The sequence below is a fragment of the Acetobacter aceti NBRC 14818 genome (genome assembly GCF_000193495.2).
GTDB lineage: Bacteria > Pseudomonadota > Alphaproteobacteria > Acetobacterales > Acetobacteraceae > Acetobacter > Acetobacter aceti.
Map to the genome: position 1 here is coordinate 1,094,083 of NZ_AP023410.1, position 25,657 is coordinate 1,119,739.

Consider the following 25,657-nt stretch of genomic DNA (forward strand, 5'->3'; position numbering starts at 1 on the left):
TCTTCATGGCAAGGCGGGTTAAATGCTCCCCCACACCAGCCGGTCAAACCGCTGGCCAGGTGCCCAAGTAGCTCAGTTGGTAGAGCATGCGACTGAAAATCGCAGTGTCACTGGTTCGATCCCGGTCTTGGGCACCATTTTTATCCTACATCGATAGTATTGCAGCAACGAAACAGAAGTCATTCTGACGTGTTCGGATTTTTCCCGCGTTGAACCCTGTTTTATGCTGCTCCTCACGCACGTAGCAATGCAGTGGAGCGACATTTCCGCCCTTAACGTAAATGGACCATATCCCCGCGCAAGCGGGGAACACGCGCTCGTCACTGATCCTGACGGGAAATATCCCGGTTCATCCCCGCGTAGGCGGGGAACACTGGCGCACCATCCGGATTTTTTATCGCTTCGACGGTTCATCCCCGCGTAGGCGGGGAACACTCGCTGAAACTGACAAAAGACGGTCGTGCCTCCGGTTCATCCCCGCGTAGGCGGGGAACACACCACGTCCATTGGCCGGGATTCAGTCGTGACCGGTTCATCCCCGCGTAGGCGGGGAACACTGTAACGGGTGAAGGTGTGTCCATCAATACCGCGGTTCATCCCCGCCTACGCGGGGAACACTAACGGCAGGCGGCCAGCCCATCCCGGCTGACCGGTTCATCCCCGCCTACGCGGGGAACACGTCTTGAAAATCATCCGGGGCCATCTGACTACGGGTTCATCCCCGCCTACGCGGGGAACACTCTTCGTGGAAACCACTGATTTAAAACAACTTTTTTGATGTCAAAGATCCTACCGATTTAAAACAGCGTTTCAGACCGGTTTTTCAGAGACAATTTATACGGATTCAGGACTGCACAAAGCAATCATCATCTGGTGAATTTCATCCTCCATCAGAAGACCAGGCACTCCCCCGCCCTACCTACAGTCATCTCAGCGACAGCACGGCTTCCGGGTGACAACGCCGGAACTTTCATATGAAATCGGCAGGACGTTGGATGTAGCCGAAAACCGTTTTCAGAATTTCGCTGACATCACAATCAGTTCTGCATCTCAGGGAGCGGGTCCAATCCTGTTTTACTGTTGTCCTGCGGTCTTCTGGCCGTCAGCCGGCGCCAGCAAAGTGCCAAAATCCCGCTTTCCACCGACCTTGCCCAGCAGCCCGACGCTGTGAATCACCATGTCATGGCTTAACGCCTTGCACATGTCATAGATGGTCAGAGCAGCGACCGTAGCGCCTGTCAGCGCCTCCATTTCCACACCTGTCTGACCGACGCAGGCGACACGGCAGTCAATGACGGCGTCCTGACCCTCGATCGTAATCTCAAGCTTGCAACCGCTGATGGACAGAGGGTGACACATCGGAATCAGCGATGAGGTCGTCTTGACGCCCATGATTCCGGCGATCTGCGCAACCGTCAGAACCGCTCCTTTTTTCGTCATGAAACCGGATTCACGCAAGGTAGCAATCACACTTTCCGGAAACCGCAGACGCGCCTGGGCGTGGGCCTCTCTTTTGGTGACCGCCTTGTCGCTGACTTCCACCATACGGGGCTGCTCGCCGGTTTCATCAACGTGAGAGAGGAGCGGTGAGGTCTCGGTCATGAGGATTCCAGATCCCTGAAAGGCTGATACCTGTTAAGGCAGATTGTCTGCACTGTGCTGATGAAAATCAGCGTGGCTTATCTCTCCTTTAGGCATTCCGGAGAAGTGTGGCCAGCAGGCAGCGACAATACGGCTTCCGTTCCATAAAGAGAGGGCCGACTTCCGAATCCGATATATGTCTTTTCCGTAACAACATGCTAGTCTTGAGGTAATGTTCAACCCTATGCAGGCCTGAACGAGCATTCTGGATTTCCGTCATGAAAACACCCGAAAATACGGGCGACCATTCTGCGAATACGCCACCAGCAACCGGCCTCGCAGGCTGGATCGATCAGCGTCTTCCAGTCATATCCGCGTTTCGCGCCGAATATGTCGATTTCCGCCTCCCTCGCAACCTGAACTGGCTTTGGAACTTCGGAGCCATTCTGACGGTCGTGCTGGTGCTGATGCTGGCGACCGGCATCTTCCTCGCCATGAACTACACGGCGACAGATGCGGGCGCTTTCCTTTCGGTCGAGGCGATCGACCGGCAACTGGCAGGTGGCTGGCTCCTGCGGGCCATGCATATGACAGGCGCAAACCTGTTTCTGGCGGCGCTCTACATCCACCTTTTCCGTGGCCTGTATTACGGTTCCTACAAGGCTCCCCGTGAAATCCTCTGGCTGACCGGCCTCATCCTGCTGGTCATGGTCATGGCGACCGCCTTTGCGGGCTACATGCTGCCGTGGGGCCAGATGTCCTACTGGGGGGCGGATGTCATCACCAAGGCCGTCGGTGCGGTCCCTGTGATCGGTGGCACGCTTGAACACATCATGACCGATAGCGACCATCTGGGCGACGTGTTCCTGCATCGCTTTTTTGTGCTGCACTTCCTGATGGCGTTTCTCGTCGTGGCCGTTGTCGGGCTGCATGTGACAGCCGTGCATATCAGCGGCTCCAACAACCCGCTGGGCATTGAACCGAAGACAAAGAAAGACACGCTGACCTTTCATCCTTACTACACCACCAAGGATCTGGTCGGCTTGATCATCTTCGCCCTGATCTTTACGGCCCTGATGTTCTTCTGGCCCAATCTTCTGGCTGAGCCGGCGAACTATGCGCCCGCCGACCCGATGCACACGCCCGCTGACATTGAGCCGGAATGGTATTTCCTGCCGTTCTACGGACTTCTTCAGTCGGTGCCGTCCAAGTTCGGCGGTCTTCTCGCCGCTGCCGGTTCGATTGCCGTGCTGTTTTTCCTGCCCTGGCTGGATCGCTCCCCCATCCGTTCGGCGCGATTCCGTCCGCTCTGCCGTGTGGGGCTGCTTGGCCTTGTCGTGGCGTTCGTGCTGCTGGCCGTCGCGGGCAAGCATCATGCGGAAGGCGTGTGGATGATCGTCGCCCGTCTGGCCGGTCTCTACTACTTCGGCTACTTCCTCGTGCTGCTGCCACTGGCCGCCCGCATGGAAAAGACGCGCCCCCTGCCCTCATCCATTGCCGCCGCAGAGGGAGACGCATGATGAAAAACGCACGTTTCCTCGCGCTCGCTGCTGCCGCTTTTCTTTCGGCTCCCCTGACCACACTAGCGGCTGTTCCAGAACCACTGGTTCCACCGCACCAGAAATGGGATTTCGACGGTCCGTTCGGGCAGTTTGACCAGAAAGCTCTGCAACGCGGTTTCATGGTCTATGACCGGATCTGCTCCACATGCCACGGTATGAAGGCGCTGACCTACAATGACCTCAGCGGCATCGGGATGAGCGAGCAGGCCATTCTTGATCTGGCACATTCCAAGATGATTGCCGGACCACCCGATGTGTCCGGTCAGCCGACGTCCCGCCCCGGTCGTCCTGACGATCATTTCCGCTCACCGTTCCCAAGTGACGAGGCCGCGGCGGCGATGATGGGTGGCGTCGCGCCGCCGGATCAGTCCCGTCTGGCCGTCATTCAGCCGCACGGTGCGGACTGGCTTTACGCCTTTCTGACCGGCTACAAGATGCCACCGCCAGCGGATGCGCCTGTCGTGCCGGGCAAGTTCTATAATGACTGGGTGGATGGGCATCTGATCGGCATGCCACCCCCGCTGATGAACGGCATGATTCAGTATCCGGACGGCACGCCCGCGACGGTCGAGCAGCAGGCGCGCGACGTGACCAGCTTTCTGGTCTGGGCCGCCGACCCGCATCGCAACGCCCGTCATCGGACGGGACTCTGGGTGGTGCTTTATCTTATCGGGCTTCTTGTTCTGGCGATCGCATGGAAGAAGAAGACATGGAAACGCGTGAAGTCGCAGTAAACGGGACGTGCAATCAATGACCGATCATTCTGATACCACGGAAAGCACGGAACCCGGTCGCCGGGACTTCCTCGGCATGGTGACGACAGCTGGTGTGGCGGCTGGGGCCTGCGCCTGCGCTGTTCCCTTCGTGCAGAGCCTTGCGCCTCAGGACAGCGCCTCCGCGCATCTGCCAGTGGACGTGGACATTTCCAAACTCGCGCCCGGTCAGCAGATGACCGCCGTGTGGCAAGGCAAGCCGGTGTTCATCCTGCGCCGCACACCGGAAGACCTGAAGCAGCTTCAGGACGCCGCTCTGGTGGCCGATCTTCGAGACCCGGACTCCTCCGTGCTCCAGCAGCCATCCTACGCCAAGAACTGGCACCGCTCGCTTGTGCCGGAATATGGGGTGTATGTCGGTGTCTGCACGCATCTGGGTTGCGTGCCGGTTTACGAAGCCATCACCGGAGGTGATAACAAGGGGCGCTATAACTGCCCGTGTCATGGCTCGAAATTCGATCTGGCCGGGCGTGTGCGTAAAGGGGTTCCGGCTCCTTACAATCTGCCGGTTCCGCCGCATGTGCTGGTCAGTCCAACCCAGCTTCGGTTGGGGGAAAGCCCCAAAGGCGAGAGTTTCGATTTTTCGAGTATTGTGCAGATTTGATGGAAAGCCCCGTTAATAGCGGGGCTTTTTTAAAGTGAAGTAATCATACCGTCTATAAATATGGCTGTTATCGCCCTCATCAAAGACACCCAGCAGATCAAAACTGCTTCCTAAACCAAGTCACTCGCTGATTTAATGGGGCCTCGACCCAACTGACTTCATTTTTAAATATAAATTCTGATGGAAGAGGAAATATCCATCAGAAAATACCGCGGCTCTGTTCAACTTCTATTTCAGCACCTTGGCACCAAGTCGTAATCATCCAGTGCGCTTGAAAAAGATGATCCAGATCAATTTCAATATCCTCGAATGGCTGACCATTTCTCTTATTTGGATAGCGGAAGCGATCTGCGAAAGGATCGAAAGATTGCACCTCGGCTATCATAATCTGCACGCATCGAGTGAGATCGTTATCGTCGCAGTATCCAAGGATCGCACGTTCCCGGAGCAATTGGATAAACAGTTTGTTCAGGTCGTGGCCGAACCCACCTTTTACGTCGCCGACCGTATATGCAATGGCTGATTTGATATGGAGCTCTACACTTTGCCGCCAGAGCATCAGAAGTGGCCTATCGAGAACACTCCTTGACCTGTCGAGTTGAGCACGATCCCACATTTCCTCAAATCCGCGCTCAAAGCTGTAGGCGAGAAACTCCCAAGAACCTGTCATCGAATTGCCGGAGTTCGGTCTGAGGAATGACCGAAGTTCTGGCTGCAAGTCCATACACTGCTCGGCTAATGAATCACGGCGTTCAAATGACACTGCCTTCATACCCTATAAAATTCTCAGTCGACTACATGTCTGGCGTGATTTATATGCGCGGGTAAGTAAAAGAATAGAGCGCTCTATTACCAGAACACATCAAGCCTTATGACAGAAACCATATCAACAACATTACCTCTTCCTTCCCTGCCGAATCATCAACCCCAAAATCATCAGAAACGCCAGAAACATAAAGCTGCTGCTGACACTGAGGCTAGCGCTGATCGCCCCCTTGTAAGCTTCCGTCACTTCCGTATGGACTTCCGGCGAAACAGTCTTGATCGCAGCCATTCCTTTTTCCAGAAAAGCTGCGATATCGATTTTTTCTGGCAGATTACTCAGGTTTTTCTGCAAGGTCAGCGCCATGACGCCGCCGGAAAGCGCCACGCCGAGTGAACCACCAAGCGAACGGATGAATGACATCATGGCCGTCGCAATGCCGAGCCTGTTACCGGGCACGGAGTTCTGGATGAGGACCGTTGCATTCGGCATGCCTATACCCATGCCGATCCCCAAAGCGCCCAGACTCAGCAGAAAGAACAGGGCCGGAGCCCCATGATGCGCACAGAATGCGATCAGGCTGAGCCCGGTGAATTCAATTCCCACCCCAATGACCAGCAACAGTTCATACCGCTGGGTCTTTGACGAAACATACCCTCCCAGAACCGAGCTGATCATCATCGTGCCGACCTGTGGCAACATCATCAGGCCGGAGACTTCAGGCGTCTCGCCAAGAACGAGCTGATAATACAGAGGCAGGAAAATCATTGATCCCATCATGGCGAATGACATGATGCCGGTCGCCGCGACGCACACGGAGAAATCCAGAATCCGCAGCAGATCAAGACTGACCAGAGGCTCAGGCGCTCGTCTTTCCTGTCGAATGAACATCACCAGAAAGAGGAAGCTGACAGCAAAAAGCAGACCCGCCAGAGGCGAGGTCCATGAGAGCGTTGTGCCGATGGAATTGAACAGCAGCAGAAAGCCTGCCGTGGCGACGCTCAGCAGAGCGGCCCCAAGATAATCAATCTGCGGCTTTCTCCCGGCGCGTCCTGCAGGAAGCCCCAGCATGATCAGAGCGAATGCGAGCAGACCGACAGGCAGATTGACGAGAAACACCCAGCGCCAGGAAAAGGAACTTGTCAGCACACCGCCCAGAAATGGCCCAGTGACACTGCTGACAGCAAAGGCACCGGTGAACAGACCCTGATAGCGTCCCCGCTGCTGTGGAGGCACGATATCGCCGATGACCGTTTGCGACAGTGTCATCAGTCCGCCAGCGCCAATGCCCTGAAGCCCTCGGAAAAACACCAGTTGCCACATGCTCTGCGCTACACCGCACAGGAGCGAGGCAAACAGGAAAGCGCCGATGCTGAAGGCGAGCAACGGTCTGCGCCCGAACATGTCCGACAGCTTGCCATACATGGGCGTGGCGATGGTGGAGGTCAGCATGAACGCCGTGACGATCCACGAGATATGCGCCAGCCCGCCCAGATCGCTCACGATGGTAGGGAGCGCTGTCGAGACGATGCTCTGATCAAGCGCCGCCATGATCATGGTGAGGATAAGACCGGTAAAGACAAAGACCCGGGTCACAGGTTGGCTGGATGTTGTGGTCTGTGTGTCGGAAGTGGGCTGCACGAAAATTTCCCAGACAGTCGAAATTCGGGCGGCAGCCTTACACATAATCCCTTGTGAGAACAGGATAAGGGAAAATTGAACGGGGCGTATTCCGGATGTGGATCTGACGAAGTCTATATCCTGTTGAAAACAGTTATCGATAATAAAAACCCAATCTATATTTCAATATATACAGACATAAACAAATAATTTTCCAATAATGAAGCCAGAACGTTTTTCAGGTGTTATGGTCGTTTAGAGCAGCCACAACACTCAAGAGGACTCACATGCAGACAGTGCGCGTGAACGGACAGACACATTCGGTCGATGTCGATCCTGACACGCCTTTGCTTTGGGTCTTGCGCGATGTGCTGGGGCTGAACGGCACAAAATTCGGGTGCGGCATCGCCCAGTGCGGTGTCTGCACTGTCCATCTCGACGGCCATCCTGTTCGCGCCTGCAATCTGCCTGTCGGCATGATCGGGGAGCGCTCTGTCACCACTATTGAAGGCGTCGACAACGCCGACCCCATCGTGCATGCCGTCAAGAAAGCCTGGACCGATCTGGATGTTGTGCAGTGCGGTTACTGTCAGCCGGGACAGGTGATGGCGGCGATCGGGCTGCTGAAAACCGTTCCGAACCCGACGGATGAGCAGATCGACAGCGCTATGTCCGGCAATATGTGTCGCTGCGGCACCTATATGCGCATCCGCAAGGCCATCCATCTGGCGGCGGGAGAAACGGCATGACCCGGATGCCTCTCACCACCCGTCGCGCCGCGCTTTTCGGTGGCGGTGGACTGCTTCTGGCGACACTTTGGCCCTCGGCTTCACCGCGCGCGTCCACGGGCATGCTGGTTGAAAACGCCACGGCTCCCTTTGCACCCAATGCCTATATCCGCATTACACCCGACAACAGCATCACCCTGATCCTGCCCAATATCGAAATGGGGCAAGGTATCTATACGTCATCCGTCATGCTGATCGCCGAGGAACTCGGCGTCGATCTGGCACAGATCGAGATTGAGGCCGCCCCTCCCGGCAGCGCCGAGATCACTGGCGGCTCCACCTCCATCATGACCGAGTGGAAGCCCCTGCGTGAAGCCGGAGCGGCCGCAAGAACGGTGCTTGTTCAGGCCGCTGCCAGCCGATGGAATGTCCCCCCCACAAGCTGCACCGCCGCGTCAGGTGTTGTCACGCACACGCCGTCCGGTCGGACCTTCAAGTTTGGCGAACTGGCCACGGAGGCCGCCAAACTTCCTCTCCCCAAGGAACCGACACTCAAGGCAGCGTCCGATTACAGCCTGATCGGCAAATCACAGCATCGTGTCGATAGCGCCATCAAGGTGAACGGCACTGCGGTTTTCGGCATCGACATCAATGTTCCGGGCCAGAAAATCGGAACGGTAGCGGCCAGTCCGGTCATCGGTGGCACAGTCCGCAGTCTGGATCGTGACGCCGCCATGGCCGTCCGGGGCGTTGTAGCTGTTCTGATCAACGAACCGCGTGATGCTGTCTGTGTTGTGGCCGAGCATTACTGGGCGGCGCACAAGGGGCTACAGGCTCTTCGGCCCGTGTGGAGCGAGAACGACAATGCTCATGTCAACACAAAGACAATTTACGATCAGTTGCATGACGGTCTGAAAGGACCAGCGATCATTCCCAGCCCCAAAGGGGATGCGGACGCCGTCATTGCGAAATCCCATTCCACTTACAGTGCTGTTTACCAGCAGCCCATGCTGGCCCATGCGACGATGGAGCCCATCAATTGCACGGCTCATGTCCGTCCGGACGGCTGTGATGTCTGGGTTGGGACGCAGGTTGCTGACCGTGCGCAGGAAACAGCCGCAGACGTCACTGGCCTTCCCAAGGAAAAGATCGCGGTTCACAGCCAGTATATCGGCGGTGGGTTTGGTCGTCGGCTGGAACATGAATACATCACTCAGTGTGTGCAGTTTGCGAAACAGACGAGTTATCCACTGAAAATTGTCTGGAGCCGTGAGGAAGACATTACACGCGACCGCTATCGCCCCGCCTATGTCGATGAAGTGACAGCGGGCCTTGATGAAAAAGGCCATATCACGGCCATGAAACATCGCATTGTCGGTCCTGCTGTCGTCGCCCGCTGGGATCCACCGGAGCTGACAAAAGACGGCTATGACGAGGATCTTTCCGTCGCCACACTGATTACGCCCTACACTTACGATGCTTACAGGCTTGAATTCGCAAGACGCGAAGCACCGGGTGTCATCACCGCATGGTGGCGTGGCGTTGGCGGCACGCGAGGTCTATTTGTCGTGGAAAACTTCATTGACGAGCTTGCCGTCAAAGCTGGTGCTGATCCGGTTGCCTACCGCAGGGAGCTTGCGAAAGACAATGCTCGTGCCGTTGCTGTTCTGGACAGGGTGGCCAAGGACTCAGGCTGGAGCGACCCTGTGTCGAAAGGACGGGCACGAGGTGTCGCACTTCAATTCGCCTTCGGCTCCTACATGGCCACCGTTGCGGAAATCGAGATGCCGACACCAGAGACCGTCATCATCCATCGCGTGACAGCAGCGGTGGATTGCGGACAGGTCGTCAATCCGGATCAGGTGATTTCCCAGATTGAAGGCGGTTTGATCTTTGGTTTCAGCGCGGCGCTCTATAACGAGATCACTCTGGAAAACGGTCGTGTGCAGGAAAACAATTTCAATACATGGCGTGTGATGCGCATGAACGAAGCCCCACGACGCATTGATGTTCACCTGATCGCCAGCACAGAAGATCCGGGCGGCATTGGAGAAGTCGGAACGGCAGCGGCTGCTCCGGCGCTGGCCAACGCTATGGCCTCGGCACAGGGACATCGTTATCGGACACTCCCTCTGCTTTCCAGCCGGAATCAGGAAAAGGAAGCAGCACGATGAACCGCCGCATTGTCTCTCGCTCCTGTTTTACACTTGCCCTGCTTGCCGGAACCAGTCTCTTCTCGACCTCTCGTGCCGCCACGGCTTCCTCACTTGAACGGGGCGAATATCTCGCCCGCGCCGCAGACTGCGAGGCCTGCCATACCGCACCGGGTGGCGCGCCTTTCGCGGGAGGACGCGCCTTCAATGTGCCGGGCATTGGGGTCATCTACTCCCCGAACATCACGCCTGATCCGGTTCATGGAATTGGCCGATGGACGGACGATGAATTCGTAAAATCTGTGCGAGAGGGTGTCTCTCCCGGCTGGAAGCATCTCTATCCGGCCATGCCTTACCCCGCCTACTCCCGCATGAGCGTGGACGAGATGAAGGATCTTCGGGCGTGGCTCGAAACAGTTCCGGCGTCTGCCAACACAGCACCAGCCAATCAGGTAAAATTCCCGTTTTCCATCCGGACTCTGATGGTTGGCTGGAACCTGCTCAATGGTCCGGCCTCGTCCTATCCTGACGACCCGCAGAAGTCGCCTGAATGGAACCGGGGACGGTATCTGGTCGAGGGGCCCGGACATTGTGCTGACTGTCATTCGCCGCGCACAATAACTTTCGGCCTGTCAAAAGATAAGGCTTTTGCAGGGAATGTCGTCAACGGTCAGCGTGCCTACAATATCACCTCTGACAAAGGCAGCGGTCTGGGCGCATGGACGGATCAGGCGCTGACTGACTATCTGGCGACTGGCCATGCTGATGGCCACGGAACGGCATCGGGTGATATGGCGGAAGTCGTCAGCTATAGCCTGCGTCATCTGAAACCCGATGATATTCACGCCATGATTGTCTATCTGCGTGATGTAAAACCCCAGTCATCCAATGATGGTGCGGCACCAGCACGCCAGCCTCCTTCCGGTGATACCACCCTGCCCCAGCAGGCAAACGGAGCGAGACTGTTCGCATCGGCCTGTAGCGGCTGTCATCTGCCTGACGGTAGCGGTCGCCAGTCCGCTTTCGCCAGCATTGCCGGGGCTCGTAGCCTGAGCGCGGACAATGGCCGTAACCTGCTCCACGTCATCATGAATGGCTCGACCCTGATGACGGACAAGGGAAACCAGCCCATGCCCGCCTTCTCAGGAGGAAATTACAGCCAGAAAGACCTGAATGACATTGCCGCTTTTGTGATGACGCACTTTACAGAGGGCAAACCTTCGGAACACGCCTTCAGCGAATTTGCGAAGAAGCCAGACTAAGATCCCCTGCTCTCTGGAACTTCCTTTTTCAGAGAGCAGATTTCTGTTTCTGACAAGAATAGTTGGGGGGAAAATACCTGTCAGGCCGCCTGAATTTTCTGGCGCTTACGGTGCGTGATGTAATCCTGCACCGTTGTGAAACCGCTTTCCCAGGCGTTCAGCAGACTTTCCAGATGCTCCCGACTGTTCACCAGACCACGGGACAGTATGACGCCTTCTGAAGAAAGCAGGAACGCAGCGGGAAGTTTATCGACCTCCAGCACACGTCCAATGATGGGATCATTGATAAAGCAATCCGCCTTTATCCCTGACTGCTGAACAAAACGCTGCTGAACCTCCGGCACATCATCTCCTGCAAAGACCAGATCGACTTGTTCTTTCCGGCAGAAGTCCTGTGCAATCGGAATGATCTTGCGCGACACAGGACATGTTGCAGAGACAAACAGCAGAAGAGTCGTACCACCTTTGCTAACTGGACTGAAAGCCGCTCCGTTCAGCAAACGGAATGGTCCCGATGGGCAGTTGTCTCCCGGCTGAGGGCCTTTTGATCCTGTCAGCGCTCCTGCCGGTGCGACTTCCTTAAAAAGCTGCCTGACCTGATGCGTCAATCGCCAGGTCACAAAAAGCGTCGCCAGCACCACCACCGTCAGCAGCACATTGACACAGATCAGTGCTGTCATCGTCCCGCCTCCAGCCTGCAGACTTCAGAATGCCCAGATTGCGTCACAGCTGAACCAGAACATGTTGTTGGTGCCGTTGTTCGCATAGTTGATGGTTGGATCATCCGTGGGCGACACGCGATTGAAAGGCCTTGTTCCATTCAACGACTTGTCCAGACGCAGTTCCGGACGAATGGTCAGGCTGCCTTTTGGCAGATGCAGGAACTGCGGACGATAGGCTACACCCACGGTCAGTGCGCCATAGGTAGTCCCGGCAGCATAATCGTACGGATAGGCCCGACCACGCAACTCGTTGATGTAGGACATCGTCGAAGTGTTGTTGCCGATGACACCACCATTATTGTCACGGAAAATTTCTCCCCGGGCATTGAATGTCAGCCAGGGATAGAAGTCATGGGCGAAATAGGCTGTGACGCCGTAAACATCGTCCTGCAGGTAATCGTCATGAAAATATGTGCCATTGAGAGTAAATGTCGTCTTATCATTGATTTTATAGGATGCGATGATATCGCCGATATATTCCATCTCATGATTGGCGTCGCGACCAATGGCGTACACGCTCTGCTGTGGTCCGACATAGGCAAGAGCCGAAATATCCAGTTTTCCATCGAGAAGGCCGTTTGACTGGAAACCGAAATATCCTTTTGGACGACTGTTGTTTTTCGCACCACCGAATGACGTCGAGTTACCGGCGTTCACGCCGAGTATCCAGTCGAAGTGATCCGCCAGATGGACTGTGGCCGTCACACCCACCACCTCAAACGGCACGATGAAGTCAGACGAGTAGTTGTAGCTGTAGAATGGACGTTCCAGAGCATCCGTCCCTTCCACACCCTGCATGCCGTACATCTGCCCGATCTGAAGATCGACGCCATCCTTTGTGAACCAGGGAAGATGCGCATCGATATGCGCCTGTGTAGGTGCAAACTGGTACATACCGGTGATGGCACCATCAGCCATGCCAATGGTCGGATTGAAACGGGCGTCCGAGCCGTACAGGACTTCAAATGTGAAGCCGAGCCCGTATCCGGCGCCGATTTCGGAAACCGGATGAGACAGCGTGCCAGTAATCTGGTTCAGCGTCGCGGTATTGGCGCGATCGACATAGGACTGCGCCCAGTTACGCCCTGTATGGGTCCAGGGGTTGCCGTTCACACCGGCTTCAACAACAATGTGACCTTCGAGATCATCAAACCAGCTATGGCTTCCGGGCGGTTGAAGATTCACGTCCACCTTGGCAGCATCAGCTTTCTCGGCTTCCGTCTCCTCACCGACCAGAGGACGTCCCGACTCTTCCGGTGTCAGTCGCTCCTGAGCAAAAGCAGGCAGCGAAACAAGCTGGAGTGCAAAATACGCACCAATGGAGAGACGGGGACGAAAAGCCATGTGCGGAACACTCCTTATCTGACATCATACTGGCTGGTCAGCGACGTCCCGGTATCCAGAAGATTACAGAGATGAGCGACCGTTTTATTTTTACAGTTTCTTTGCAGTCTTCTGGGCACAGGCTGCCAGAGAACGTTCAAGGGTCTGCCCCCGCTGCGCCATGAAATCCGGAACCGATAAAGGCTCTCCCCGCCATTGATGAATCTCGGCTGCCGTATAGGGTCGGAATCCTTTCGGCAGACTGGTTCCCGCCAGACGGAACATGACAAAATTCATGACATCCGCGAGGGTTTGATCGTCCCGAATGAGCGACATCGACACACCGGGCACACGGATCAGATAGGCGCGCCCTTCGTCCGTGCAGGCAAACCCACCGACAGCGTTGCGCAGAGTGGGAACAAAGCTGTTTCCCGACACGCCCTCAATACCGTGACACCCGCCGCAATGAGACAGATAGGTCACGCTGGTGTGGTCAAGCACAGTCGCGTGCTCCACGGAATCCTTCGCATGGGAAACACCGGACAGGAAGAACCCACTTCCTGCGATCAGCATCAGAACCGGAACGACCCGCAGCATGAGAGCCGCTCCGAAAACTGAACGCCGCAATCCCGCTTTCTCAGGGGACAGGATGCGCAGCATTCAACTTGTTTCGCTCTTCAAGAACAGCCGCAGGCGTCAGGGAAGACGCACGTTCCTTCTTCACCTCATCAGCAGAGAAAGTCGGTGCAGGCTTTACGTCGCTGAGAGACGCAACATAGGTCAGAATGGCCGCAATATTCTCGTCACTCTGCGCACCAAAGGACGGCATGTAGCCCATGTAAGGGTTACCCCCAGCCTTGATCATGCCGGACAAACCGTTGAGCAGAACGTGCGTGACATACGCCTTGCCTTCCGGTGTGGAAGCAATCGTGCCGATACGGTCCTTGAGCGGGGGAAACTGTCCGACAACACCTGCGGCGCTGGCCTGATGGCACAGGCTGCAATTCGCTGTGTAAAGCTGCTGTCCGTCTGCTGCGGCATGCGCGTTGCCGGAGATGGCCGTGCCGCCGACAAGAAGGGCCGCGGCACTCAGGGAAAGGAGAATTTTCTTCATTATCACTACAATCTGCTTCTGGAGTCTTACGATGCCCTGCCGACCACGGCTGCGGTCGAGCAATTGTACATCTCCGATGTTCCCGTTCCGAAACACCATATGATGTCGTTGTTGGCCATCGGGCGATAGGACGGCTGATCACCATCCGTATTGAGGCAGGTCACCTCGTTACAGGAGTCCTGACCACAGCAGTCACGATAGGCAATCATGTAGGAATTGCCATCCTGCGGATTATAGCAGCTTCCGATCCATGAAGTGGGTGACGGCGCGGTTCCCGGCGGACATGTATGGGTGCCGCCACCGCAGGAGGTGCAGAGATTGCCGTCGATGGCGCAGTAACGCCAGTAATCGCAGGCCAGATCATCCTTGGCCTGTGCTTTCGCAGCAAACGGTGACTGCGCCTTGGGCTTTGCAGTCGCCGCGTCAGCGCGGCTGACCGGCAGCAGCATGAATGCCGGAGCCGCCGCAACAGCGCCACCGACCTTTGTCAGCACATCGCGGCGCGAGGTACGCCCGGCGATCCGCCGAAGAACGCTTTCTGTCAGACGATCCAGCATTGAACCCTGTTTCTTTTCAGACGGCAGCATGAGAAATCACTCCTGTCTCCACCCGCTCGACTTTCGGAGCCACCGGAACAGTGTCCAGCAAATCCTCGATCTGACGGCGTGTATTCACAATATCCTTGACCCGGATGACGCCGCGCTCATCAAGCAGCACCAAAGCAGGCAGACGGTTGATTTGCAGGACCAGCCCAAGCTCCACTCCCGTCAGAAGCGGAACACCCTGCATCTCAGGGCGGCTGGCCACCATATCCTGAAGTTCGGGAACAGGACCGTCCCCGACAAACAAAAACTCGAACCCTCTGGAAGCGGCCACCTCACGCGCAACGGGAATCACGCGTTTGCAGACCGGGCATTCAGGTGCCACGAACAGGAGCATCTGGTAATGTCCCGGTTGCAGGGCGTCACCGATCATAACCGGCTTGTCTTCCAGCGTGTGCAGAACCAGTCTCGGAACAGTCTGCCCGACATCCAGTCCCGGCCGCGCTTCCTGATCGCCAATCGGCGCGGTGCGTTCGTGAAGAACACCGATCTGGCGTGCGAGCGCGAGCAGCGTCACAGCAAGGACCAGCACCAGAACCGTCAGAAAGCCCTGCCAGATGAGAAGAGCGACCATCATGCCCGCTCTCCTCCTGTCGCATCACTGAGCGACACATCCGGCAGAACACGCAGCGCCTGCCAGAGCACCCACAGAGCCACGCCACAAGCGACGCCTTCAAGCTGGACACTGACAGAAGGCGCCACTCCAGCCATCACAGGCAGCAGTGCGGGCAACGCACAAACCAGCGTCCGCAACACCAGTGACCTGGAAAGCGTCTCGCCTTTCTGTCCCGGCGTGCAACCACAGGACAGATCGGTACGTCCCCGCATGACGTTGACACCCATCGCTACAGCGAAGAGCACCAGAAGCCCAGCGGCAACAACACCCCCGACGGCCTGCCTGACACCGGACAGCAACATCAGACCAGCAAGCACCTCTGCCGCACCCAGCCCCCACGCAGCAGCCTCAAGAGACCATGCGGGAAGGAGCCGGTAGGACGACAGCGTTCCAAGAAAGAGGTCATGTTCCCGTAGCTTGGACACTCCAGCGACAAGAAACATGATCCCCACCCCTCCGGCACAGAGGGCAGAAAGTCCACCCATCATGAGAGAGGCGGCATTCATCCTTCACCGGGTGCAACCGTGAAGATCAACGAACCGCCAAGGGCTTTCATCTTGTGCACCTGCTTGCCGGTTTTCGCATCGAGGATATAAAAATCGCCCGTGTCTTCGTCCGTTGTGAACATCAGCGGATGATCATCCTGAGTCACGCCAACCATCGGGCTCGGCGTGGGCAGGGACATGCGGCGAACACGCTTGTGCGTTTCGGTGTCGTAGACCCAGACTTCCGAGCCGGCTTCCTTGTGGCTCCAGAACGGTCCCTTGTGCATCAGCACATACAGTTCGTGACTGCTTTTGTGCAGGGCGGACATCTGCCAGCCACCCGGACGCCATGTCACCTCGAAAGGCTTGGACGAGTCCGGCGCCGCCTTCATGCCAGCCCCTTCCTGCAGGGACCATGGCTTGCTCACAACAGCATCCGCTCCGAGCTTCGTTTCATAAACCTTGCCGGTATAGCTGATGAACCAGGCCATACCGTCCTTGGTCACGGACGGGCTCTGCTCAAAGATACCGTCGTGGTCAGGCTCAAAGAAAGCTGCGCTATGCGTCATGGACGGCTTGCCGTCAGCGCCGATGCTGACATTGGCCAGCGTGCCATCAGCACAGAGCGAGGAAAAACCGCTATTGCCCCAAGGGTAAACCAACGCACAACCCGGCACATCGACCGTCTGCGTGACCTTATGGGACGCAGTATCCACCACTTCGACCGCACTACCGGGGCTCATCTGGTAAACATAGACATGAGACCCGTCCGCACTGATCGCGAGGTTGTTGCGCTTGGGCGTGACCAGCGCACGGGACGGAAGCTTTTCGTCAGCAACGATCTTCAGCGTGCTGCTTTCATATTCAGCCAGCAGATCATTACGCTCACCGCGATTGCCGCGTTCCCATGTTGTTTCACCAACAAAGAAATGGCTTGCGTCAGGCGACAGAACGACATTGGGGTTATAGGCAGCCTGCACCATTCCCAGCAGACGCCCCTTGTCGGCGTCCACCACATAGGCGCGGCCATCCTTGCCATGCTGATACACCGCATCCACGACCAGAATCGTATGAGGCGACCATGGGGCCAGCGTTGCAATATCGCTTTGTTCCGTCTGGGGAATGGGTTCGTCTGCCCGCGCCGAGGCTGTTGCTGCAAGAAGAGCGACCCCGCCCAGTAAAGAACGGAGAAAAGCAGCGCGACTGCTCTTCGTATTACGCGAATGCGGGAACGTCATGAGACTCATTTCTATCGGTTTCGCAATGATTCAGATATGACGCGACTGTCGCATTTCTGCAAGACGAATCAGCATTACCCCTATTTATTTTCTCCAAAGATACAGAAACCCCACAGATATAGGTTAATCTGTACCTGTTACATCGAAATATCCGATAACAGTGTGGAGCTGATCACTTCCCGAAGAAAAATGTCCCATTCCCACTGGATATAATGAATACCTTGGGAACAGCCGGACCTGTATCATTTTTAAACCAGAATATTTCCTTTCAGAATCAATTATCCGGCAGACTGACCTCTCCGTTTACTGTCATTGCAGTCAGATCAGGCATCCCTGATGGAGATTTTGCAAACCCGCCAGCCGGGCGCATAATCCTCTGGCTGTAAGAAGCATATCCCGTGCGGCCTGACGCCGCCTCGGTCTGCTTTAGCCACGTTTCTGTATGGCTCGAGAGCGTCTGCTCGGGCCTGACGGGAATCATGTGTGTTCACACCGTGCCTATCGCCCTGATTGCGGTATCCAACGGGACAAGAGGAGTTGTCATGACCGTCGGTCGTTTTCCGCTGACACGCCTGCGCCGCAACAGGCAGGACCGTTTCACCCGCAGACTGGTTGCCGAGAGCAGTCTTTCCATTGATGACCTGATCTGGCCGATCTTCGTGATGGAAGGCAGCAACTCCGTTACGGATGTTGCGTCGATGCCCGGTGTGCAGCGCGTCACTCTCGACAGATTAGCGGCGCATGTTGAAACAGCGGCCAAGCTGGACATTCCCGCACTGGCCCTGTTCCCCATCACCCCGTCCGAGGTACGTGACGAAGCCGGAACCGAAGCACTCAACCCCGACAATCTGATGTGTCGGGCTGCCCGTCTGCTGAAAAAAGAATTTCCGGACATGGGACTGATCGGCGATGTCGCTCTCGATCCCTATACCAATCATGGCCATGACGGGATCATTCAGGACGGATATGTCGTCAACGATAAATCCGTTGATATCCTGAAAGTTCAGGCGACCAATCAGGCAGCCGCCGGCATCGACATCATCGCTCCCTCCGACATGATGGACGGTCGCATCGAAGCCATTCGTCGTGATCTGGACGAGAATGGCCTGATCAACACCCGCATCATGTCCTACGCCGCCAAATATGCCAGCGCGTTTTACGGTCCGTTCCGTGACGCTCTCGGCTCTGGTGGTCTTCTGAAGGGTGACAAAAAAACCTATCAGATGGATCCGGCCAATTCGGACGAGGCTCTACGCGAAGTCGAGACGGATCTTCTCGAAGGCGCGGACATGGTCATGGTCAAGCCGGGCATGCCCTACCTCGACATTATCCGACGTGTGCGGGACAGCTTCTCCGTGCCGACCTTCGCCTATCAGGTCTCGGGCGAGTACGCGATGCTGATGGCGGCCATCCAGAATGGCTGGCTGGACCATGAGCGGGCTGTCATGGAGAGCCTGCTGGCCTTCAAGCGGGCCGGTGCGAACGGCATCCTGACCTATTTCGCCATTGAGGCCGCCCAGCGCATCAAGGCGCAGTAAAAGAAATCAAGGACCAGAACACTGTATCGACAGCGGAAATTCCGTCTGTCGATACTGCCATTTACAGTGACGAAATCGCAACACTTCAAAACATTACACACCCCCCAAATCTGGAATGCAAATTAAATCAGTGACTTAAAAACAAACATCTTATGTGACGCTTTTAATCACAATGTAACTACGCTGATACATGTGGCATGCGGTTCACCAACGTTCCAACGCTGGTGAAAGCCCTGAGCCTGATGATCCGCAAGACTACCTTTCTGACCTGCCTGACAGCCGCAACGCTTACTTTTTCGATGATCGGCGCAGCCTGCGCTGCTCCTCCGGCCGTTGTCGCCGTCAATCGGGAGATCGGTCTGTCTGTGACGGGTAATTTTCAGGATGTGACCAATAAATATGGGCAGCAGTCTACCTATAATGATTCCTATGGGGGTTATGGCAGCCGAAACGACACGGGGCGGGATCACGCCACCGGCTGGACACCCGGTTTCCGGGCCGATGCCCAGTACATGTTTGATACCAGTATCCTGAAGCACCTTTACGCTGCCGCAAGCTTTACGTTGGACGACGGCACGATCGAGGCCAGCGGCAAATATGGCTCCAGAACTTCAGGTTCAGATTATGCCCCGCGTCACCGGTCAGGCCGCTACAATTTCGGAGCGAACCGCTCCAACATCAATGTGACGGGGGAAATCGGTAAAGGCTTTCTGCTTCTGAACGACCAGTTGCTCATCACCCCGACCATACAGGGCGGTTATCGTGCGGGTGCAGAAGACTCATTTACGGCTTACGGCAAGGGTTATGTAGGCATGGCTCTGCACATTGATTATGCCATCACCTCACGACTTGTCATCCGGGGCCGCGCTGGCTGGGCGCAATATCTGGAAGTGCATGATTACTATCACAATCAAAACTTCAAACAGGGCTCACGGTCTGAATGGAGCGGTGATATTGCTCTTGATTATCGCATGACCGACCGTCTCCATCTGACTGGCGGCGTGCGTTATACATACCTGAACTACGGTCGTACCAGACTCAATTACGACTACAACATCTACTCATTTCATAATTCCGTGTCTAACAATGACCTGTCCTGGCGAAATGGCGTTCAACTCCGCCTTGGCGTGGCGTATCAACTCTGAGAAAAGAATGAGGACATACCCGGTCTTCAATTGACGGAGGACGTGGCAGTTCGCCATTATCTGTGACCTGCCCGGCCGGACCGGTCTGGAGCAGGACACACAGCAATGCGGGAGGCAGAAGACTGATGACTTTTTCGTCTCGGCACCCGCAGTTTTTCTATACGACCGCCCCCCAGCCCTGCCCCTATCTGCCGGATCGGATGGAGCGGAAGGTCGTCACCGATCTTTCCGGCCCCAATGCGGAAACGCTACATGATCGGCTGTCACGCGCTGGCTTCCGTCGCAGTCACGCCATTGCCTACGCACCCGTCTGCAACGGCTGCAACGCCTGTGTCCCGATCCGTATTCCCGTTCAGCGATTTACTCCCGGCCGCACGCAGAAACGCGTCTTCAAAGCCAATTCCGATCTGCAAGGCTTTCAGGTTCCCGCAAAGGCAACTGCCGAGCAATTTGTGCTGTTTCGCCAGTATCAGCTTGCCCGACATGCAACCGGCGACATGGCCAGCATGAATTTCGCCGATTATCGCTCCATGATTGAGGATACCCCCATCGACACGTTCATGGTGGAGTTCCGCTCGCCGGAAAATCACCTTATGGCGGTCAGTCTGGTGGATGCACTGAGCGACGGACTATCCGCGGTCTACAGTTTTTACGATACAACCGATAGCGCGCGGTCTCTCGGCAGTTTTGCGGTTCTCTGGCTGATTGAGCACGCCAGACGGCGACGCCTGCCCTATGTCTATCTCGGCTACTGGATCGCCCAGAGCCGCAAAATGGCCTACAAGACCAACTTCCGCCCCGCCGAGATTTTATCCCGCGGCAGCTGGCGCGACCTCGGCGAGCAGGACCTCGCCTGAAATCCACCAAGGTCGGGAGCATGAAGCCAACCTCGCCGTTACATGAATAACACCTCATGTAAGACCTCTTTTCGGCAGGAAACCGGGGTTGCGGCAAACGGCAGAGGCCCCCTCCCGTGACAGGGACTGCAACTCTCTCTAATCTTTCGCTTAAATTCAGTATGCGACCCGTCGCAGCATCGGAGATCAGGTTTTATGCGCATACTTCTCGTTGAGGATGATCCGACAGTCCGTGGTTTCGTCGCCAAGGGCCTGACCGAGACAGGCCACCTCGTCGAGCAGGCCGACAATGGCAAGGACGGCCTGTTCCTTGCCGTCAGTGAAAAGTTTGACGTGATCATCCTTGATCGCATGTTACCCGGCGGCATCGACGGTCTCCGCATCCTTGAGACGCTGCGCTCGCAGGCCAACGCGACTCCGGTGCTGATTCTTTCCGCTCTGGCTGACGTGGACGACCGCGTTGCCGGCCTCAAAGCCGGGGGTGATGATTATCTGACCAAGCCATTCGCCTTCTCGGAGCTTCTGGCCCGTGTCGAAGCCCTTGGACGACGGGGCCGCAATGAGTCAGCCCCTCAGACCAAGCTGGAAATCAGTGGCCTTGAAATGGATCTTCTGTCCCGAACCGTGAAACGCGAAGGGCAGAAAATTGATCTCCAGCCACGAGAATTCCGCCTGCTTGAGTTTCTGATGCGCCACGCCGGACAGGTTGTCACGCGCACGATGCTTCTTGAGGGCGTGTGGGATTATCACTTCGACCCGCAGACGAACGTGATTGATGTCCATGTGTCCCGTCTGCGTCAGAAAGTGGATAAACCGTTTGAACAACCGCTGATCCACACTGTCCGGAACGCGGGCTACATGCTCCGGGCTGACTGACCTTTTCAGTAACCCGGTGAAAGGTTGCAGCTTTTCCCTCTTCCTTTCATCGGTTTTCGCCAGTCGGGATACTGATCGTGCGTGATGGCCTCTTTCCATTTTCCTGCCAATTCATGGTGGCTGACTTATGATATCCGGCCCCAGTGAATCTGATGAGCAGGACCTTTCCGCACCCCGCCGTGGATTTCGACTCCCTCGTCTCTCGCTCAAGGCGCTGCGTTACCATATCGGTGGCCTGAGATCGGCCGGTGTCCGCTTTGCTCTCGGCTATGCTGTCCTGTTCTGGGTTTCTGCCGGGCTGTTTCTCTCGGTTATCTGGTGGGGAACCGCGAGCCTCCTGCAGCGACAGGTGGAAGCGTCCGTCGCAGCCGATGCGCGCGCCCTTTCCGAACGGTGGTCGGATGGCGGTCTCTCGGCGCTGGCGCTCACTATTGAAGATCGACTGGAAGACAATGTCGATGATGACGCCCTGTATCTGCTGGTGGACCCGCAGGGCGAGCGTATAGCGGGCAATCTTCCCGCATGGCCGGAAGCCGTGGCCATGAGCAACGTCTGGTATCAGCTCACCATCAAACGGGCCGGTGTCCGGGGCGTTGCCGAAGTCCAGTCTTTTGATCTTCCCAAGCACTATCGGCTTCTTGTCGGAAGAGATGTTCGCGGAAGGTCGACGCTGCGTCACCTGCTCACCGACACCCTGTTCTGGGCATGGGGCGTCATTACCATCCTGACATTCATCGGCGCCTTTTTCGTCCGAAGCATGTTCAGGCGCATGATTTCCTCGATTGCGCGTACGACCTCCGCCATTGCCCACGGCGATATGGACCGTCGGATCCCTCTTTCCGGGCGTGGTGATGAAATTGATGAAGTTGCTGAAGCCATCAATGAGATGCTTGATCGCATCAAACGCCTGATGGACGGTGTGAAGCAGGTTTCGAATGCGATCGCCCATGATTTGCGCACGCCCATCACACGTGCACGTGCGCAGCTCGAATATGCCGCCCTGCACGCCAAGGATGAACACGCTTTACGTGCCGCCATTGAAGAAGGCGTCAGCGACCTCGACAATATTACAGCCGTGTTCGAAGCCCTTCTGAGAATTGCACAGATCGAAGCGGGCTCAAGACGGTCGGCTTTTGCAACTTTCGATCTCATGCCTGTGCTCAGTGATATTGTGGAGCTTTACGAACCGCTGGCCGATGATCAGGGCAGTAGAATCGTTCTGCGTGCGCCGGAACATCTTCAGTTCTACGGCGATCGCTCGATGATTCAGCAGGCGGTTTCAAACCTTATTGATAACGCCATCAAGTTTTCGCCAGATGATGGCACCATAACCGTTGCTGTCGCTACCGGCTTCAACCCCGCCCCCGCCGATCGGGCGGGCGGACGGATCGTCACAATCGACGTCAGCGATCAGGGACAGGGCATGACGGACGCAGACATGGAGAGGGCGTCCGAGCGCTTCTTCCGTGCTGACGCCGCCCGAAATACACCGGGTTCCGGCCTTGGTCTTTCACTTGTACAGGCTATCGTCCAGCTTCACGGCGGTGTGTTGCAATTTTATTCCCGCAGTCCCGGTCTTTGCGTGAGAATGTATCTGCCGCTTCCTGAGGATGATGGCAAAAAGCAGGATACAGATATGACGGAGGATTCACGGACTTACCATCCGCAAGACAGACCCGATCTGTTAATGTCTCAATCATGATACGGATCATACTTTTAATTGCGGCGCCGATTCTGCTGATCGGCCTATGTGGAGCAGCCGCGGCGCAGACCGGAGAATCATCCGTTCATACGCTCTTTCCTGACAAGCCCCTGACCGAGAGAGATCTCTCTCGGGGTACGAATGTCGCCTCCATCGTTCAGACAGCAGAACGGGGTGACACCTCACCTACTGAAGTGGGGATGGAAGTCACATCCGACAGTCGGGATTACTGCTCCCGACTGATGCGCACGATTGACACATACAACGCACAGTCCCATTCCGAAACTGATGTCACAGCGCTCAGAAAAGAAGGCCAGCGCCTGTGTAGTCAGGGCTATGTCAGATTGGGCGTCACCCGGCTGAGGGAAGCTCTCGCCATTCTCAAAGGCAGGAATATTCGCCAATGATCCCTTCAAAATCGCTGTATCTTGTAACCTGCGGGATAGCCCTGATGGGCAGTGTATCGGTCGGGGCAACTTATGCTGCCGAGCCGGCAACACCTGACAACACGACCCGCCTGAATGTAACGGGTTCCGGGTCCGTCGATGCCGCTCCCGATCTGGTGACAGCAACCCTGCTTGTACAGAATGAAGCGACAAAGGCTGTGGACGCGCAGGCCCGCACCAACGATGCTGCGCATAATGCGGTGACAAAAGCTGAAAAAATCTCAGGGTTTACGGTTCTCACCGATTCCTATGACGTGTCGGAAAATCGCAAGGACAACAAACCTTCAAGCTGGACCGCCCGACAGACCATCCAGATCAAAGCCAAGGATGCCTCTGCCCTCTTGGATCTGGTCGGCAAGCTTCAGGCCAGCGGATTACTGCTCGAAGGCGTGTCATGGTCCCTTTCCCCGGAACATCAGAAAGACCTGTATCGGCAGGCAGAGAAAAAGGCAGTCGATGATCTGCGCAGCCGTTCCAATGAGATTGCTGGCGATCTTGGTTTGAGAGTGGCGTCAATCTCTTCCATTTCAGTCGGTGAACCGCTGACAGCCCGTCCGGTCGCCTTTATGGCGCGCGCTGCGATGGCTGCTCCCACCATGCGTTCGGAAGACCAGACGGTGAGCGCCACCATTCGGGCGACAGTTATATTGAAACCTCAATAAACACAGAGGGTTTATTTTCCTCCACAGTTAAGGCCTTTCTCGCAAGCATCCAGAGCCGTCTTTCGTGATTTCATGCAATCTCCAAACCATCCAATCGTTCAGTTGGTCGGATCCGTGATGGAGCGTTACAGTTCACTGTTCAGCTAGGTAAATTCAAGCTCTGGAATGTTGGCGGTGTGGCCATACTGTTCTCCTCCAGCCCAGAAATGACGGTGTCGCGCGTTGCCGAAGCATCGATAACGCTGTCAGCCTCTCCGCGCGCGACCGACGCCCTTTTCCCCAGCCCAAGAAGAGCCATCTCAGTACCGGCTATGGCTCGAAGCTGCTCCGGACGATATCCTGCTTTGGTAAATGCCCAGACTACCAGCCAAAACGATTTAAAGACTGTTCTCCTTGGGTGTTGCATACGTGGCGCAATCCGCAAAAGCGCGATTGCATTGCGAATACGCGTTTCAAAATCCCCCACCCGCCGACCGTTGGTCAACCAGCCTCCGTAGACATGCTTGAACCTCGAATAGTTGTCGAAGCAACTCGTCAGAAGGCGTACTTCCTGACGCGGATCGATTCCGTCCTTGGTGAAACTCACATAGATGGGACCGCTGTAAAGCGGGCGGACATGAACCATAGGTACTTCATCGACGATTGCCGCACGGAAGGCCGGATCCTCCATGAGCATTGTCCAGATGAGATCAGTTCCCCATCCCGTGAAATGCCGCTCGAACATCGGTAGGAGCGTGCGCAGATACGAAGACTTGATGCAGCAGGACATTGATTCGAGAAAATTACTGTATCGCAACCGAAAGCCGGGTACGCGCAAGACAATCTCGTGGGAGACGTAGCTATCATGTGTCATGGCCGGCTGCGCCATGGTGAGATCGTGTTCCACCGCAATATCAAATAGTCTGCTTATATCAGCGGACTTCATCCGCAAGTCATCATCCGGAAGCATGATATAGTCATAACGATCAAGCAGTTCAGGATTTGCTTTAAAATGACGGGCTATACTGTCCCATTTCGTTCCATAGTCAAAGACGGTAGGCAGATCGCCATCGAAAGAAAGCGAATGGTCTTTTGCATAGACATTCAGCTGAAGATCCCAGTTGCGTGGCGTTGTGTCATCCGCAATCCATTCACGATGCAATGAATCCTCTCCGACACGCGCGAGAACCAGAAAACGTCTTTTTCCAGACTGAAACCCTTCTTCGTTTTTCATCAGAAACTCCAGGCATCAGGAACAGAAGACATTCCGAGGCTTCATCTCCTGAAACTAACCTATATTTAAACC

At 56.0% G+C, this 25,657-nt stretch carries 25 protein-coding genes, 1 tRNA gene and 1 CRISPR repeat array; of the genes, 14 read left to right on the forward strand and 12 right to left on the reverse strand.

All coding sequences use genetic code 11. The features are described from left to right. Positions 1-61 precede the first annotated feature (61 nt). Positions 62-137 (forward strand) — tRNA-Phe (locus EMQ_RS04910). Between the two features lie 208 nt (positions 138-345). Then, positions 346-740: direct repeats of the CRISPR family, unit length 29 nt; unit sequence CGGTTCATCCCCGCGTAGGCGGGGAACAC. A gap of 334 nt (positions 741-1,074) precedes the next feature. Here EMQ_RS04910 and moaC read toward each other — a convergent pair. Further along, positions 1,075-1,602, reverse strand: coding sequence for a cyclic pyranopterin monophosphate synthase MoaC (moaC, locus tag EMQ_RS04915; RefSeq protein WP_010667153.1), 528 nt, complete (start codon positions 1,600-1,602; stop codon positions 1,075-1,077). A gap of 257 nt (positions 1,603-1,859) precedes the next feature. Here moaC and EMQ_RS04920 point away from each other — a divergent pair, with 257 nt between their 5' ends. The 3 genes from EMQ_RS04920 to petA are packed head-to-tail and all read left to right on the forward strand — an operon-like array spanning position 1,860 to position 4,520. Continuing rightward, positions 1,860-3,101 (forward strand): cytochrome b, encoded by a 1,242-nt coding sequence (locus EMQ_RS04920; protein WP_018308372.1) that lies wholly within the window; start codon positions 1,860-1,862, stop codon positions 3,099-3,101. Continuing rightward, entirely contained in the window at positions 3,101-3,877 is a 777-nt protein-coding gene (locus tag EMQ_RS04925) for a cytochrome c1 (RefSeq protein WP_010667583.1), read from the forward strand. Before EMQ_RS04920 ends, EMQ_RS04925 begins: the two co-directional genes overlap by 1 nt. Before the next feature lie 16 nt (positions 3,878-3,893). Further along, positions 3,894-4,520, forward strand: coding sequence for a ubiquinol-cytochrome c reductase iron-sulfur subunit (gene petA / locus EMQ_RS04930; protein ID WP_010667584.1), 627 nt, complete (start codon positions 3,894-3,896; stop codon positions 4,518-4,520). A gap of 199 nt (positions 4,521-4,719) precedes the next feature. Here the strand turns inward: petA and EMQ_RS04935 are convergent, their stop codons facing one another. Next, the gene (locus EMQ_RS04935) at positions 4,720-5,292 is read right to left on the reverse strand and encodes a HEPN domain-containing protein (protein ID WP_010667229.1); all 573 of its coding nucleotides are present in this window, start codon (positions 5,290-5,292) and stop codon (positions 4,720-4,722) included. A 123-nt stretch (positions 5,293-5,415) separates the two neighbouring features. Then, a complete protein-coding gene (locus EMQ_RS04940) occupies positions 5,416-6,969 on the reverse strand; it encodes an MDR family MFS transporter (protein ID WP_010667228.1) in 1,554 nt (517 codons plus the stop codon). Between the two features lie 221 nt (positions 6,970-7,190). Here EMQ_RS04940 and EMQ_RS04945 point away from each other — a divergent pair, with 221 nt between their 5' ends. From EMQ_RS04945 to EMQ_RS04955, 3 genes are read left to right on the forward strand one after another with little or no spacing between them, the layout of a single operon-like run. Then, entirely contained in the window at positions 7,191-7,652 is a 462-nt protein-coding gene (locus tag EMQ_RS04945; protein WP_018308370.1) for a (2Fe-2S)-binding protein, read from the forward strand. Then, positions 7,649-9,805, forward strand: a complete 2,157-nt coding sequence (locus tag EMQ_RS04950) for a xanthine dehydrogenase family protein molybdopterin-binding subunit (RefSeq protein WP_018308369.1) — start codon at positions 7,649-7,651, stop codon at positions 9,803-9,805. Before EMQ_RS04945 ends, EMQ_RS04950 begins: the two co-directional genes overlap by 4 nt. Further along, on the forward strand, positions 9,802-11,046 hold the full coding sequence (locus EMQ_RS04955; RefSeq protein WP_010667135.1) for a cytochrome c: 1,245 nt from the start codon (positions 9,802-9,804) through the stop codon (positions 11,044-11,046). Before EMQ_RS04950 ends, EMQ_RS04955 begins: the two co-directional genes overlap by 4 nt. 80 nt (positions 11,047-11,126) lie before the next feature. Here EMQ_RS04955 and EMQ_RS04960 read toward each other — a convergent pair whose 3' ends face one another. The 8 genes from EMQ_RS04960 to EMQ_RS04995 all read right to left on the reverse strand — a co-directional run bounded on the left by EMQ_RS04960 (position 11,127) and on the right by EMQ_RS04995 (position 17,155). Continuing rightward, a complete protein-coding gene (locus EMQ_RS04960; RefSeq protein ID WP_010667136.1) occupies positions 11,127-11,726 on the reverse strand; it encodes a thioredoxin domain-containing protein in 600 nt (199 codons plus the stop codon). 24 nt (positions 11,727-11,750) lie between these two features. Then, positions 11,751-13,112: an outer membrane beta-barrel protein gene (locus EMQ_RS04965; protein ID WP_010667137.1), complete on the reverse strand. Its 1,362-nt coding sequence runs from the start codon at positions 13,110-13,112 to the stop codon at positions 11,751-11,753. A gap of 90 nt (positions 13,113-13,202) precedes the next feature. After that, positions 13,203-13,751, reverse strand: a complete 549-nt coding sequence (locus tag EMQ_RS04970; protein WP_010667138.1) for a c-type cytochrome — start codon at positions 13,749-13,751, stop codon at positions 13,203-13,205. Then, positions 13,729-14,205 (reverse strand): c-type cytochrome, encoded by a 477-nt coding sequence (locus tag EMQ_RS04975; RefSeq protein WP_010667139.1) that lies wholly within the window; start codon positions 14,203-14,205, stop codon positions 13,729-13,731. The genes EMQ_RS04970 and EMQ_RS04975 overlap by 23 nt, the downstream gene beginning before the upstream one ends. Before the next feature lie 26 nt (positions 14,206-14,231). Then, positions 14,232-14,792, reverse strand: coding sequence for a methylamine dehydrogenase light chain (locus tag EMQ_RS04980; RefSeq protein ID WP_010667141.1), 561 nt, complete (start codon positions 14,790-14,792; stop codon positions 14,232-14,234). Further along, a complete protein-coding gene (locus EMQ_RS04985) occupies positions 14,779-15,384 on the reverse strand; it encodes a thioredoxin domain-containing protein (protein ID WP_010667142.1) in 606 nt (201 codons plus the stop codon). The genes EMQ_RS04980 and EMQ_RS04985 overlap by 14 nt, the downstream gene beginning before the upstream one ends. Beyond that, entirely contained in the window at positions 15,381-15,929 is a 549-nt protein-coding gene (locus EMQ_RS04990) for a MauE/DoxX family redox-associated membrane protein (RefSeq protein WP_231367994.1), read from the reverse strand. Before EMQ_RS04990 ends, EMQ_RS04985 begins: the two co-directional genes overlap by 4 nt. Continuing rightward, a complete protein-coding gene (locus EMQ_RS04995; RefSeq protein ID WP_010667144.1) occupies positions 15,926-17,155 on the reverse strand; it encodes an amine dehydrogenase large subunit in 1,230 nt (409 codons plus the stop codon). The genes EMQ_RS04990 and EMQ_RS04995 overlap by 4 nt, the downstream gene beginning before the upstream one ends. A gap of 533 nt (positions 17,156-17,688) precedes the next feature. Here EMQ_RS04995 and hemB point away from each other — a divergent pair. The 7 genes from hemB (at position 17,689) to EMQ_RS05030 (ending at position 24,372) form a co-directional block, all read left to right on the forward strand. Further along, positions 17,689-18,684: a porphobilinogen synthase gene (gene hemB, locus EMQ_RS05000; protein ID WP_010666313.1), complete on the forward strand. Its 996-nt coding sequence runs from the start codon at positions 17,689-17,691 to the stop codon at positions 18,682-18,684. Between the two features lie 197 nt (positions 18,685-18,881). Next, on the forward strand, positions 18,882-19,829 hold the full coding sequence (locus tag EMQ_RS05005) for a hypothetical protein (RefSeq protein ID WP_010666312.1): 948 nt from the start codon (positions 18,882-18,884) through the stop codon (positions 19,827-19,829). Positions 19,830-19,954: 125 nt separating this feature from the next. After that, positions 19,955-20,686, forward strand: a complete 732-nt coding sequence (locus EMQ_RS05010; protein ID WP_018308368.1) for an arginyltransferase — start codon at positions 19,955-19,957, stop codon at positions 20,684-20,686. 195 nt (positions 20,687-20,881) lie between these two features. Further along, complete coding sequence (locus EMQ_RS05015; protein ID WP_010666310.1) at positions 20,882-21,562, forward strand: winged helix-turn-helix domain-containing protein; 681 nt, start codon at positions 20,882-20,884, stop codon at positions 21,560-21,562. Positions 21,563-21,689: 127 nt separating this feature from the next. After that, positions 21,690-23,264, forward strand: a complete 1,575-nt coding sequence (locus tag EMQ_RS05020) for a sensor histidine kinase (RefSeq protein ID WP_010666309.1) — start codon at positions 21,690-21,692, stop codon at positions 23,262-23,264. Beyond that, the gene (locus EMQ_RS05025) at positions 23,261-23,671 is read left to right on the forward strand and encodes a hypothetical protein (RefSeq protein WP_010666308.1); all 411 of its coding nucleotides are present in this window, start codon (positions 23,261-23,263) and stop codon (positions 23,669-23,671) included. Before EMQ_RS05020 ends, EMQ_RS05025 begins: the two co-directional genes overlap by 4 nt. Continuing rightward, the gene (locus tag EMQ_RS05030; protein ID WP_010666307.1) at positions 23,668-24,372 is read left to right on the forward strand and encodes an SIMPL domain-containing protein; all 705 of its coding nucleotides are present in this window, start codon (positions 23,668-23,670) and stop codon (positions 24,370-24,372) included. The genes EMQ_RS05025 and EMQ_RS05030 overlap by 4 nt, the downstream gene beginning before the upstream one ends. Positions 24,373-24,511: 139 nt before the next feature. On the opposite strand, the gene EMQ_RS05035 is transcribed toward EMQ_RS05030, so the two are convergent. Then, positions 24,512-25,585, reverse strand: coding sequence for a DUF707 domain-containing protein (locus EMQ_RS05035; RefSeq protein ID WP_010666306.1), 1,074 nt, complete (start codon positions 25,583-25,585; stop codon positions 24,512-24,514). Between the last annotated feature and the right edge of the window lie 72 nt (positions 25,586-25,657).

Excerpts from the sequence above, each read along its gene's own strand:
- EMQ_RS05010 (WP_018308368.1), top strand. The coding sequence starts at position 19,955 with ATGACTTTTTCGTCTCGGCACCCGCAGTTTTTCTATACGACCGCCCCC.
- EMQ_RS04995 (WP_010667144.1), bottom strand. The coding sequence starts at position 17,155 with ATGAGTCTCATGACGTTCCCGCATTCGCGTAATACGAAGAGCAGTCGC.
- EMQ_RS05015 (WP_010666310.1), top strand. The coding sequence starts at position 20,882 with ATGCGCATACTTCTCGTTGAGGATGATCCGACAGTCCGTGGTTTCGTC.
- EMQ_RS04975 (WP_010667139.1), bottom strand. The coding sequence starts at position 14,205 with ATGAAGAAAATTCTCCTTTCCCTGAGTGCCGCGGCCCTTCTTGTCGGC.
- EMQ_RS04990 (WP_231367994.1), bottom strand. The coding sequence starts at position 15,929 with ATGAATGCCGCCTCTCTCATGATGGGTGGACTTTCTGCCCTCTGTGCC.
- petA (WP_010667584.1), top strand. The coding sequence starts at position 3,894 with ATGACCGATCATTCTGATACCACGGAAAGCACGGAACCCGGTCGCCGG.
- EMQ_RS04960 (WP_010667136.1), bottom strand. The coding sequence starts at position 11,726 with ATGACAGCACTGATCTGTGTCAATGTGCTGCTGACGGTGGTGGTGCTG.
- EMQ_RS05025 (WP_010666308.1), top strand. The coding sequence starts at position 23,261 with ATGATACGGATCATACTTTTAATTGCGGCGCCGATTCTGCTGATCGGC.
- EMQ_RS05020 (WP_010666309.1), top strand. The coding sequence starts at position 21,690 with ATGATATCCGGCCCCAGTGAATCTGATGAGCAGGACCTTTCCGCACCC.
- EMQ_RS04950 (WP_018308369.1), top strand. The coding sequence starts at position 7,649 with ATGACCCGGATGCCTCTCACCACCCGTCGCGCCGCGCTTTTCGGTGGC.
- EMQ_RS04970 (WP_010667138.1), bottom strand. The coding sequence starts at position 13,751 with ATGCTGCGCATCCTGTCCCCTGAGAAAGCGGGATTGCGGCGTTCAGTT.
- hemB (WP_010666313.1), top strand. The coding sequence starts at position 17,689 with ATGACCGTCGGTCGTTTTCCGCTGACACGCCTGCGCCGCAACAGGCAG.
- EMQ_RS04985 (WP_010667142.1), bottom strand. The coding sequence starts at position 15,384 with ATGATGGTCGCTCTTCTCATCTGGCAGGGCTTTCTGACGGTTCTGGTG.
- EMQ_RS04935 (WP_010667229.1), bottom strand. The coding sequence starts at position 5,292 with ATGAAGGCAGTGTCATTTGAACGCCGTGATTCATTAGCCGAGCAGTGT.
- EMQ_RS04980 (WP_010667141.1), bottom strand. The coding sequence starts at position 14,792 with ATGCTGCCGTCTGAAAAGAAACAGGGTTCAATGCTGGATCGTCTGACA.
- EMQ_RS04955 (WP_010667135.1), top strand. The coding sequence starts at position 9,802 with ATGAACCGCCGCATTGTCTCTCGCTCCTGTTTTACACTTGCCCTGCTT.
- EMQ_RS04920 (WP_018308372.1), top strand. The coding sequence starts at position 1,860 with ATGAAAACACCCGAAAATACGGGCGACCATTCTGCGAATACGCCACCA.
- EMQ_RS04965 (WP_010667137.1), bottom strand. The coding sequence starts at position 13,112 with ATGGCTTTTCGTCCCCGTCTCTCCATTGGTGCGTATTTTGCACTCCAG.
- moaC (WP_010667153.1), bottom strand. The coding sequence starts at position 1,602 with ATGACCGAGACCTCACCGCTCCTCTCTCACGTTGATGAAACCGGCGAG.
- EMQ_RS04925 (WP_010667583.1), top strand. The coding sequence starts at position 3,101 with ATGAAAAACGCACGTTTCCTCGCGCTCGCTGCTGCCGCTTTTCTTTCG.
- EMQ_RS04940 (WP_010667228.1), bottom strand. The coding sequence starts at position 6,969 with ATGTGTAAGGCTGCCGCCCGAATTTCGACTGTCTGGGAAATTTTCGTG.
- EMQ_RS05030 (WP_010666307.1), top strand. The coding sequence starts at position 23,668 with ATGATCCCTTCAAAATCGCTGTATCTTGTAACCTGCGGGATAGCCCTG.
- EMQ_RS05035 (WP_010666306.1), bottom strand. The coding sequence starts at position 25,585 with ATGAAAAACGAAGAAGGGTTTCAGTCTGGAAAAAGACGTTTTCTGGTT.
- EMQ_RS05005 (WP_010666312.1), top strand. The coding sequence starts at position 18,882 with ATGCGGTTCACCAACGTTCCAACGCTGGTGAAAGCCCTGAGCCTGATG.
- EMQ_RS04945 (WP_018308370.1), top strand. The coding sequence starts at position 7,191 with ATGCAGACAGTGCGCGTGAACGGACAGACACATTCGGTCGATGTCGAT.